This is a genomic window from Streptomyces sp. NPDC043867 (assembly GCF_056435845.1).
Genome location: NZ_JBWKDS010000001.1, coordinates 211,663 through 222,888 on the forward strand (window position 1 = coordinate 211,663; position 11,226 = coordinate 222,888).

Sequence of the window (11,226 nt, forward strand, 5' to 3'; positions counted from 1 at the left end):
TCCCGCAGGGAACCGGCGCGGTCGTACGGAGACAGCACTGTGACGGTTCTCGCTTCCGCGCAGCCGAGGCAACCGGCCGGCCGGCCGGGCATCACGGGACCCACGCAGGTCCCGGGCGGGCGGGACGCGGGTGCCGTGGACGGTGACGGCAGGTGCCCTGTCCGGGCGGCCGACGGGGCGGAGCCCGCTCAGCCGGTGACCCGGTACGTCGACGACGCCTGCTCGTACAGCCGCGTCACCTCGTCCCGTTCGGCCTCCGGGCCGCGTACCTGCACCACGTGGTAGCGCCCCCCGACGATCATCGCGAGATTGCGCACGAACAGCTCGCGCCCCTCGCCGTCGGTCCACGTGAACTGCCCCTCGGCCATGGTCCGGCCGCCCACGTCGATCGTCCGCATCCCGCTGGACGTCGCCCAGGTCGAGTCGCGGAACGGCTGCAGTTCGCGCTCCTTCTCCCGCTGATACGTCATCGGGTCGCTGCCGTAGGCGTCCGTACCGTCCCGTCCCGGTACGACGATGAGCTGGAAGTCCCCGTGCGCGTAGACGACTTGGCCGCGCCCGTTCTTGGCGGACCGGTCCCAGCCGCGGGCCACGGCGACCCGGAAGCCCTCCGCGTCCTTGCGCACGGTGAAGCCCTGGGCGACGTCCGGGTCGGAGGACGTCTGCTCGCGCGTCCGGCCGGGCGACTTGGAGGGCTGCTTGCCGCTCCCGGGCGAGGTCTGGTCGGGGCGCGGCTCGCTGCTCGCCCTGCCGTCGGTGCCGGGGTCCGGCGTGGTTCCGGCGCTCTCGGCGGCCCCGGTCCGCTCGCCGTCCGTGCCGGCGGTCGTGTCCGCCCCCGGCATGAAGTACACCGCGTACGCGACCGCCGCGGCCAGCAGGAGCAGCACCAGCACGACCAGGTTCCGTCCCAGCTTCCGCGGCTGGGCCGACCGCTCCTGCCTCGCGCGTTTGTGGCGGGCGTGCGGGCTGGTCGCGGGCAGCCCCGCGCGACGCCTGCGGACGAGCTCACCCCGGCGCCGTACGATCGGCAGCCGCCGCGGGTCGACGGGGGGCGCGGCGATGACGTGCGCGCCCGCCTCCGGCTCCGGAGCCGACCGGACCAGGGAGCGCAGCCAGCCGCGCAGGTCCTCGAAGTCCAGCCGCTCCGTCGGGTCCTGACGCAGCAGCGACTCCACGACCGGCCGCAGCGGTCCGCACTCCTCCGCGTACGCCGGGGGCTCCGCGCACACCAGCTGGACCAGCTCGGCCGTGTTCTCCTCCGGGTAGGGCGCGTGTCCCTGCACGGCACGGAAGAGCAGCGCGCCGAGCGCCCACAGGTCGGTGGCGGGACCGATCGGCGCGGCGAGCTGCCAGTTCTCGTGCACGGGGCCGGCCTGCTCGGGGGCCCAGCGCTCGGTCACCGGTCCGACCACGGTCATCCGCGCCTGCCGTGCCCGCTCGGCGGCGAGCGCGGTGGCGGGCCCGCGACGGGGCGCGGTGGCGGCGGCCAGGTGGTCCCAACGGGTGGCGTCCTGGGCGTCCTGGGCCAACCGCGGGTCCTGCGCGGTCTGCCTGCGGGCCTGCTGCGGAACGCCCTGTGGAACGCCCTTGGCGGGGACCGGAGTCGCGGCGCCCGCGCCGTGGGCGCCGAACTCATGGACGGCCCCCTGCGCCGGGCCGGGCGCAGGGGCGCCGTCGCCGGTGTCGTAGAACGCCGTCTGGTCGCCGCCCCCGGGGAGAGCGGCCCGCCCCTGCCCCGGGGCCCCGCTCCGCGGAGCGGCCCCGTGCCAGGGGTTGCCCCGCCCGACTCCGTACGGGTCCGCTATCTGGCCGGGGGGCGGCGTACCCGGGACCCGCTCGACCCCCTGCCCGGAACTCCGACGCGCTTCCCCTCCCCGCCCGTACACCTCCGGCGAACCGTCCCCGTACCCCGGAACCTGCCCGCCCTCAGCACCGTGCCCGGCGGCCTGACCGGGGTCGACGCCGTACCCGGAACCGCGCCCGGGGGTGCCGTACCCGGAACCCAACTCGGGGGAGCTGTACCCCGAACCCCGCCCGGCCTCGCTCCCGTAACCGGAATCCCGCCCAGGGTCGGCACCGTACCCGGAATCCCGCCCGGAGTCGGCGCTGTACCCGGAACCCCGCGCGGACCCGGCACCGTACCCCGGGGCCTGACCCGGGTCGGTGCCATAACCCGGGGTCGGCCGGGACTCCGTGCCGTGGCCGGGCGGGCGGGCGGCTTCGGTTCCCGGTGTGGGCCGGGGGGCGGGCAGAGCCGCCCGGCTGTCGCGTTCCTCGTCCTGGACGCGGGCCGCGGCCCGGGCGCCCGCCCGGTACGCGGCGATCGCCCCGGCCCGTGCCGCCCGGACGTCGTCGTCCTCGGCCGCCGGGCCGCCCAGCGCGGGCACACCACCGCGTGTCCCGCCCGCGGCCGGGACGCGACCCGCGGCCCGCGCCTCCGCACCGGCCGCCCGCGCCTCCATGCCCTTCTCACGCGCCTCGATCGCGGCCCGCCGAGCGGCCTCGGGGTCCCTGCTGAGCGGACCGCCGGCACCGGCGCCCGCTCCGAGGGAGTGGCCCGCCACTCCTCCGGCCACCGGCCCGCCGGGCCCCGGGCCCGGCCCCGCGGCGTGCGGGCCCCCGCCCGGCTCCACTTCCCCGGGCGGCACGGGGTCGTACCCGCACAGGGCCTCCTCGGCGGCCCCGACCGCCAGACCGCTGAGCATCACCCGGCCGTCGTCGCAGACGAGCACGGTGCGTGCGGTGATGTTCCGGTGCACCCAGCCGTGCGCGTGCAGCACCCGCAGGGCCATGAGGACGTCCGAGGCGACCTCGGCGGCCCGGTACGGCGTCAACGGCTTCTCGGCGAGCAGCGCCGACAGCGGCCGGGCGGCCACGAGTTCGCTGACGACCCAGAGCGAACCGCCCTCGGCGAACACGTCGAAGACCTGGTCGAGCCGGGGATGGTCGGGTATCTGAGCGGCGGCCTGCGCGGCCTCGATGGCGCGGCGCACGGCCGGTTCGGCGGAGCGCCGGGTCGTCCGAGCGGCAGCGCCGGCCCGGCCGGACCTCCCCTGGACGCCGTCCCGCGCCACGAACCCCTCCGGCAGGCCGTCCGCGTCGAGCACCTCCGCCTCGACGACCTCGGGCAACGGCACCTGCCTGACCAGGACTTCCTGGCCGCTGTAGGTGTCGAAGGCCCGGGTCTCGGCGAGTTCGTACTCGTCGGACGGGGGCAGGGGCAGGCGGTAGCGGTCGGCGAGTACCCGTCCCGCGTAGTCGTCCACGACGCCTCCCCCGGCCGCCCGGTGGTCAATTCCGTTCGGGTTGCGCTCCGTTGTCGTTCCGTACGGTTCGCAACCACTCACGATACGTGCCGGAGGCAACCCGCAATGAGCTGATGCGAGATCTCAGGACCGCGAACTCGCCCCCGGCCGCGCCCGGGTGGACAACCGGCACCGGTCTGTCCACCCGAGGCGCCCCCGCCGCGGCGTCACACCTTCGGCTTGAACGTCGTCGTCAGCGTCCGCCAGGTGCTCTTGCGCAGGGCGCTGTCCCACTTGGCGTCCTTCGCGGTGTACATGAGCCCGTATCCCTGATGAGAGTTGACGACGAAACCGCGGTCTATGGACCGGTACTTCGTCCCGCCCTCCACGTAGGTGAACTCCCAGTCGGCCGTGTTCCAGCCGCGGTAGTCCACCTTCTCTATGCGGATGCGCTTGTACTGCGAGCGGACCATGTACCGCTCCTGGTTCTTCCAGTCCGCGACCGGGTCGTTCTTGGGCGTGGATGTCCAGCCGACCAGGAGTTTCTGCCCGTCGGGGCCGCTGAAGCGGGACCCCGCCGCGCCCGTGGACTGGTACTTCCATCCCTTCGGCAGACCTATGGAGAACCCTTGCCCCGCCCTGTACGTCTGTACGGCGGTGCTGTCGTCCGACTTCGTGTCGTCCTCGCCGCCCTTGTCGTCCGACGCGTCCCCGCTCGGCGTGCTGTCGGCGCTCCCGCCCGTGCCCGGCTTCTGGGAGGCCGTGGCCGACGGGGACTTGTCGTCGCCGCCGGCGCCGGCGCCGGACCCCTTGTCCTTGTCGGCACTGCCCGCGTCCGTCCCGCCGGACGAGGTCTTGGTGCCGCCGCTCCTGCTGTCATCGGCATCGCCGTCGCCGCCCCCGAGGGTCAGGGCGAGCACGGTACCGATGATGGCGAGGACCACGACCACCGCCGTGAGCACCAGCGTCCGCCGCGGCACCACGTCGGTCAGCGGGGCCGCCTTGGGCGCGGGCCGCGCAGGCGCGGGGGGCACCTCGGGCCAGCCCGACGTCCGTCCCGCGTTCTCCTTGTCCGGCCCCTGCGCGCCGTCCCGCGTACCGGACTTGCCGCTTTCGGACGCGAAGGCCGAAGCCGTCACGGCGCCCGCGGAACCGCCCGCACCGGCGTCACCGGACCGGCCCGCGACGGAGCCCGCCGCCCGCGCCGTACCCGAGCCGGACGTCGCACCCGAGCCGGCCTGGCCGGAGCCGGCCGCACCGGGCCCGGACTCACCGGACTTGCCAGGGGCAGGCGTGTCCGCCCCGGCCGACGCCGCACCTCCCGCACCCGCGGCCCCGTCGGCCCCCTTGGCCCCGGGAACCGCCGCGGAACCGGACGTGCCCGTGGATCCGGACTTGGCGCGTGCGGTGACCGCGGCCGCTCCCGCCACCTTCCCCAGGGAACGCAATGCCCCGCGCAGCCGTTCGCCCGCGTCCTCGCCGCGCCTGCCGCCCGAACCGCCCCGGTCCGAGTCCTCCGGGACCGGGGGCAGCGCCACGACCTTCGTCGCGTCCACCGGCTCGGACCCGGCCTCCCGGGATGCCGGCTTCTGCCGCAGCACCTCGGTGAGCATCGCCCGCGCGCCCGCGTCGTCGAGCCGCTGCTCGGGATCCTTGGCCAGCAGACCGTAGATCACCTTCTCCAGCGGCCCCGCGTGCTTGGGCTGCTCCACCGGCTCGGTCATCACCGCGGTGAGCGTCGCGATCGCGGAACCCCTGTCGTACGGCGGCACGCCCTCCACCGCCGCGTACAGCAGTCCGCCGAGCGACCAGAGGTCGGCCGCGGGGCCGGGCTTGTGGCCGCGCGCCCGCTCGGGCGAGATGTACGAGGGCGCGCCGACGAGCATGCCGGTCGAGGTGATGGACGGGTCGCCCTCCACCTGCGCGATACCGAAGTCGGTCAGTACGACCCGGCCGTCCTCGGACATCAGCACGTTCGACGGCTTCACGTCCCGGTGCAGAATGCCCTCACGGTGCGCCGCCCGCAGCACGTCGAGGATCGCCAGACCGACCTCCGCCGCCCGCCTCGGCGTCAGCAGCCCGTCCTCGCGGATGACCTCGGCGAGGGACTTGCCCTCGATGAGCTCCATCACGATCCAGGGCCGGTCGTCCTCGTCGACCACGTCGTACACGGTGACCGCGCCGTGGTTCCGGATCCGGGCGATCGCCTTCGCCTCGCGCAGCGTCCGTGTGATCAGCCGCCGCTTCTCGTCCTCGTCGATGCTCGACGGGAACCGCAGCTCCTTGACGGCCACCGTGCGGCTCAGGGTTTCGTCCTGGGCGCGCCACACCGTGCCCATGCCGCCGCGGCCGAGTACGTCTCCCAGCCGGTACCGCCCGGCGAGGAGACGCCCGCTCTTGTCCTGACGGGATGCTCCCGCCCGCTCCGCCTCCGACATGCGTCCCCTCATGCAACCCGCCCCGACAGAGCCTTCATTGTCCCTCACGCATGGACCACCCGACGCCCAGGGTGCCCTGGGACCGGGGCAGGACCCGGCTTCGGTGCGGCCGACCCGGGAGACCGCCTGCCGCACGGCTCCGTTCGTCCCGCATGATGGGCCCCCGATAAGGGAGGACCGCGATGCCGCTGCTCCGGACACGCCGGACACTCGTGACCATTCCGGTGACCGCCGTTCTGCTCGGCCTCACGCCGGCCGGTTCCCCCGCCGACGCGAGCGCCGCCGCGGACACCGCCCTGACTTTGCTCGTCTCCCGGGGAAGGGCCCCGGCCGCGGCCCTCCTCATCCGCGAGGAGACGGGTACCCGCTACGCCCACGCCGAAGCCGCCACCGGCACCACCCCTTCCTTCCCCTGGACCGCACCCGGATCGGACACCACCTCAGTCCGGGGCGTCCCTCTGGAACCTGACGTCACGTCCGTACCGCAGAGCCCGCCCGAGACCGGCGCCGTGTCCGCACCGGCCGCCGGCTCCCGGGCCGGTGCCGCCATCCGCAGCGGCGACCGCTTCCGCGCGGGCAGCATCACCAAGACGTTCCTGGCGACCGTCGTGCTGCAACTGGCCGCCGAGCACCGGCTGTCCCTGTCGGACTCCGTGGCGGAACACCTGCCGGGACTGGTGCACGGAGCGGGCAACGACGGTCGCGCGCTGACCTTGCGTGCCCTGCTCACCCACACCAGCGGCCTGTACGACTTCACGGCGGAGACCAGGGGGGCCGTTCCCGTCACCCCGCTTCAGGCTCTGCGCATCGCCTTCACCCACCCCCCGGCCCGCCTCGGCCGCTTCGCCTACTCCAACACCAATTACGTCCTGCTCGGACTGGTCGTCCGTCAGGTCACCGGCCACTCGTACGCCGTCGAGGTCCGGCGGCGCGTCCTCACCCCCCTCCGTCTGACGGGCACTTCCTTCCCCGGCGCCCGCGCCTCCCTCCCCTCCCCGCACGGCCGCGCCTACGCCGCCGACGGGTCCGACGTCACCGAGCTCGACCCGCGCGTGGCCGGCGCGTCGGGCGAGCTGGTCAGCACGCTTGCCGATCTGAACCGCTTCTACGCGGCCCTGCTGGGCGGTGAGCTGCTCCCGCCCGCCCTGCTGCGCGAGATGCTCGACACCCGTACCGCACAGGGCAGGTACGGCATGGGTCTCTATCCGGTGAAGCTGCCGTGCGGCACCACGGTGTGGGGACACAACGGCCGAATATCCGGCAGCTACGTGCGCACCGCAGCGACCGCCGACGGCCGTCGTGTCCTCACCTTCCGGGTGAACACGGACGGGATCGCAGACCCGGACCTCGAACCGGCCCTGCTCGCCGCCGAGTTCTGCCCCCGCACCTCGTAGAACGGTTCGCCCCCGAGCAGATATCCCAGCTCAGGACACCCGTTCGAGTGAACCCACGCCGGGCACGGCCGAGGCCGCCGGGCGCCGGGCGCCGGGGCGCCGGAACACGCCCCGCCGCCACACCCCCTACCGCGCCACGATGTCCGGCGCTCCCAGCCGTGCCGCGTCCGCCGTCAGGTCGTCGGGCTGGCGCTGCGACTCCCGTTCCGCCTCGACCCGCTTCTCGTAGTGCTCGATCTCGCGCTCGGTCTGGTCCTTGTCCCAGCCGAGGACCGGCGCCATCAGCTCGGCGGCCTCACGGGCGCAGCGCGTGCCCCGGTCGAAGGTCTCGATCGAGATGCGTGTCCGCCGGGTCAGCACGTCGTCGAGGTGGCGCGCCCCCTCGTGCGAGGCGGCGTAGACGACCTCGGCGCGCAGATAGTCGTCGGCGCCCTGGAGGGGCGCACCCAGCGAGGAGTCGGCGGCGATGAGGTCGAGCAGTTCGTCGGCGAGCGACCCGTAACGGTTCAGCAGGTGCTCCACCCGCACGACGTGGATGCCGGTGTCGGCGGCGATGCGCGCTCGGGCGTTCCACCTGGCCCGGTAGCCCTCGGCGCCGATGAGGGGGATGTCCTCGGTGACGCACTCGGCGACACGCTGGTCGAGGCCGTGCACCGCCTCGTCCACCGCGTCCTTGGCCATGACGCGGTACGTCGTGTACTTGCCGCCCGCGACGACCACGAGACCCGGCACCGGATGCGCCACGGTGTGCTCGCGCGAGAGCTTGCTGGTGGCGTCCGACTCGCCGGCGAGCAGCGGGCGCAGTCCCGCGTAGACACCCTCGACGTCGTCGCGGGTGAGGGGCAGGGCGAGGACCGAGTTGACGTGCTCCAGCAGGTAGTCGATGTCGGCGCTGGAGGCCGCCGGGTGCGCCTTGTCGAGGTCCCAGTCGGTGTCGGTGGTCCCGACGATCCAGTGCCGCCCCCACGGGATGACGAAGAGCACGGACTTCTCGGTGCGCAGGATCAGGCCGGTCGTCGAGTTGATGCGGTCCTTCGGTACGACCAGATGGATGCCCTTGGACGCCCGTACGTGGAACTGCCCGCGCTCCCCGACCATCGCCTGGGTGTCGTCGGTCCACACACCCGTCGCGTTCACCACCTGCTTGGCGTGGATCTCGTACTCCCCGCCGGTTTCGAGGTCGTGCACCCGGGCGCCGACGACGCGTTCGCCCTCGCGCAGGAAGCCGGTCACCTTCGCGCGGTTGGCGACCTTCGCGCCGTAGGCGGCCGCCGTGCGCACCAGCGTGGCGACATAGCGGGCGTCGTCCATCTGCGCGTCGTAGTACTGCAGGGCGCCCACCAGCGCGTCCTTCTTCAGGGCGGGAGCGACGCGCAGTGCGTGGCGACGGGTCAGGTGGCGGTGGCCGGGAAGACCGCGGCCGTGTCCGCGGGCCATCGACATCGCGTCGTACAGGGCGACGCCCGAGCCGGCGTACAACCGCTCCCAGCCCTTGTGCTGCAACGGGTAGAGGAACGGCACCGGCTTCACGAGGTGCGGCGCGAGCCGTTCCAGAAGCAGTCCGCGCTCCTTGAGGGCCTCGCGCACCAGTGTGAAGTCGAGCATCTCCAGATACCGCAGGCCGCCATGGATCAGCTTGCTGGACCTGCTGGAGGTGCCGGACGCCCAGTCGCGCGCCTCGACCAACCCTGTCGACAGGCCGCGTGTCACGGCGTCGAGCGCGGTGCCCGCACCGACCACGCCCGCGCCCACGACCAGGATGTCCAGTTCACGCTCGGCCAATCCCGCAAGTGACTCGGCGCGCTCCGCCGGCCCCAGTGTCGCTGTCCTCACCGCTGCCTCCCGCTATCCGTTGCGCTGGCCGCACCCGTCCGGCGAAGCCCGGCTCTCACCCCATGCCCAAATTCTGACCTTGTTGCCCACCTTCGGCCACCGCCGGCCCGGCCGCCTGTGGACATCGATCGGGGACTCACGAGAAAACACAACCAAAGAATCCCGCATATCGGTCATATTTACTCCTAGTCTGACATTGCGCTCGCCCGTTCTGTCCACAGGGCTTGCACACCTGTCCCACTACGGCTACTGGGAAGGACGGCCCACGCCATGCCCGCAGATCTCGCCGTCATCGGACTCGGTCATCTCGGCCTGCCCCTGGCCCAGGCCGCCGTCGCCGCCGGCATCCCCACCCTCGGCTACAAAACCGGACCGGAGGGCGGCTCCCTCACCGCCGCCGAACTGCGCCGGATGCACTCGGGAGGCTTCCGGCCGACCACCAACCCGGCCGAACTCGGCCGGGTGCGCACGGCGGTCATCTGCGCGCCCACGCCCCGGGGCGCGGACGGAGCGCCGGACCTGGGCCAGGTGGCCGCCGCCGCCCGCACCCTGGCCGCCCGGCTGCGCCCGCACACCACGGTGATCCTGGAGTCCGCCGTGCACCCCGGGACCACGGAGGACTTCCTGCGGCCCCTGCTGGAGGAGGGCTCCGGGCTGCGCGCCGGCCGCGACTTCCACCTCGCGTACTCCCCCAGCCGGGTCGACCCCGGCAACCGCGACTTCCACCCGGCCAGCACCCCGAAGGTCATCGGCGGCCTGACCCCCGCCTGCACCGAGTCGGCCGCCGCCTTCTACGGACGCCTCACCGACAAGGTCGTACGGGCGCGTGGACCACGCGAGGCGGAGACCGTACAGCTGCTCGAGACCAACTTCCGGCACGTCAACATCGCCCTGGTCAACGAGATGGCCGTGCTCTGCCACGACCTGGGCGTCGATCTCTGGGACGTCATCCGGTGCGCCGAGACCAAGCCGTTCGGCTTCCAGGCCTTCCGGCCGGGACCGGGCGTCGGCGGTCACGGCGTCGCCCAGGACCTGCGGGGCCGCTCCGGCCGCACCCTGCGCATGGTCGAACTGGCCCAGCAGGTCAACGACCACATGCCGCAGTACGTCATCCAGCGCGCCGCGACCCTCCTCAACGAGCACGGGAAGTCGGCCCGCGGCGCGCGCGTGCTGCTCCTCGGCGTCACCTACAAGCAGGACCTCGCCGACCAGCAGGGCTCCCCCGCCCACGAGATCGCCCTGCGCCTCATGGAACTCGGCGCGTCCGTCAGCTATCACGACCCGCTGATCCCCGCCTGGAGCGTCCTGGACCGCCCCATCCCCCGCGCCGACTCGCTGTACGAGGCCGCGGCCGACGCCGATCTGACGATCCTGCTCCAGCAGCACCGCACGTACGACCTCCAGGGCCTGTCCGTGAAGGCCCAGCTCCTCCTGGACACCCGCGGAGCCACGCCGACCGGGGCGGCGCACCGGCTCTGACCACCGGGAAATCCCCGTACGGAGTGCGGACCGGGCCTGCTAGTGTGCGGCAGCTCGCACGCACGTGCGCTCGCGTTTCCGGCGCACCCGCTGTGCGCTGCTGTCCCTGGGGGGATCCACATGAGCACGCCGTCCACGCCGCCGTCCGTTCCACCGGCCGAGCAGTCCGGGAACCCGTACGCGGGCGTCCCCGGAACCGGGAACCCGTACGCGGCCGGGCCGGGCCCCGCGGACGCCCCGCAAGGAGCGCCCGTCCCCGGCTTCCCGCAGCAGCAGGGCGCGCCGGGCTTCCCGATGGCCCCGATGGCCCCGTCCGCTCCGGCCCGGGCCAACCTCGGCCTCGGACTCGCCGCCGCCGTCGGCGCCGCCCTGGTCGCGGCAGTCGCGTACGGCGTGGTCATCGGCCTCACGAAGCACGAGATCGGCTGGGCGGCGGTCGGCGTCGGCTTCCTGACCGGCCTCGCCGCGGGCCGCGTCGGCGGACGCAACCCGGTCCTGCCGGCGGTCAGCGTCGTGCTGTCCGCGGGCGCGGTCTACCTCGGCCAGCTGATCGGCGAGGCCATGATCGGCGCGAAGGACCTGGGCGTGGACTTCAGCGAGCTCTTCTTCGACCACTTCGACGCGGTCCAGGAGGCGTGGAAGGCCGACTCGGATCCGCTGACGTTCGTCTTCTTCGCCATCGCCGCGTACGTGGCCTTCTCCAGCGCCAAGAAGGCCGGTCGGTAACCGCCGCCTCGGCGTACGGAAGGGGGGGGGGGGGGGGGGGGGGGGGGGGGGGGGTGTGGGGGGGGGGGGGGGGGGGGGGGGGGGGGGGAGGGGGGGGGGGGGGGGGGGGGG

Annotated in this window: 6 protein-coding genes; 3 read left to right on the forward strand and 3 right to left on the reverse strand. The window is 73.8% G+C overall.

Annotated features, from left to right (window positions below; genetic code table 11):
• Nucleotides 1–188 precede the first annotated feature (188 nt).
• Both AC069T_RS01060 and AC069T_RS01065 read right to left on the reverse strand, forming a co-directional pair.
• A complete protein-coding gene (locus tag AC069T_RS01060; protein WP_478780707.1) occupies nt 189–3,266 on the reverse strand; it encodes a protein kinase in 3,078 nt (1,025 codons plus the stop codon).
• 206 nt (nt 3,267–3,472) lie between these two features.
• A complete protein-coding gene (locus AC069T_RS01065) occupies nt 3,473–5,683 on the reverse strand; it encodes a serine/threonine-protein kinase (protein ID WP_478780708.1) in 2,211 nt (736 codons plus the stop codon).
• 182 nt (nt 5,684–5,865) lie between these two features.
• Here AC069T_RS01065 and AC069T_RS01070 point away from each other — a divergent pair, with 182 nt between their 5' ends.
• On the forward strand, nt 5,866–7,077 hold the full coding sequence (locus tag AC069T_RS01070; RefSeq protein WP_478780709.1) for a serine hydrolase domain-containing protein: 1,212 nt from the start codon (nt 5,866–5,868) through the stop codon (nt 7,075–7,077).
• A 126-nt stretch (nt 7,078–7,203) separates the two neighbouring features.
• Here AC069T_RS01070 and AC069T_RS01075 read toward each other — a convergent pair whose 3' ends face one another.
• Nucleotides 7,204–8,910 carry a glycerol-3-phosphate dehydrogenase/oxidase gene (locus AC069T_RS01075; RefSeq protein WP_478780710.1) on the reverse strand — a complete coding sequence of 569 codons (1,707 nt, stop codon included), beginning with the start codon at nt 8,908–8,910 and terminating at the stop codon, nt 7,204–7,206.
• A 270-nt stretch (nt 8,911–9,180) separates the two neighbouring features.
• Here AC069T_RS01075 and AC069T_RS01080 point away from each other — a divergent pair, with 270 nt between their 5' ends.
• Nucleotides 9,181–10,389: a nucleotide sugar dehydrogenase gene (locus AC069T_RS01080; RefSeq protein WP_478780711.1), complete on the forward strand. Its 1,209-nt coding sequence runs from the start codon at nt 9,181–9,183 to the stop codon at nt 10,387–10,389.
• A 120-nt stretch (nt 10,390–10,509) separates the two neighbouring features.
• Nucleotides 10,510–11,115, forward strand: a complete 606-nt coding sequence (locus AC069T_RS01085; RefSeq protein WP_478780712.1) for a hypothetical protein — start codon at nt 10,510–10,512, stop codon at nt 11,113–11,115.
• Nucleotides 11,116–11,226: the final 111 nt, after the last annotated feature.

What these genes read in the sequence shown, in the direction of transcription:
- AC069T_RS01070 (WP_478780709.1), top strand. Translation starts at nt 5,866, where the DNA reads ATGCCGCTGCTCCGGACACGCCGGACACTCGTGACCATTCCGGTGACC.
- AC069T_RS01085 (WP_478780712.1), top strand. Translation starts at nt 10,510, where the DNA reads ATGAGCACGCCGTCCACGCCGCCGTCCGTTCCACCGGCCGAGCAGTCC.
- AC069T_RS01080 (WP_478780711.1), top strand. Translation starts at nt 9,181, where the DNA reads ATGCCCGCAGATCTCGCCGTCATCGGACTCGGTCATCTCGGCCTGCCC.
- AC069T_RS01065 (WP_478780708.1), bottom strand. Translation starts at nt 5,683, where the DNA reads ATGTCGGAGGCGGAGCGGGCGGGAGCATCCCGTCAGGACAAGAGCGGG.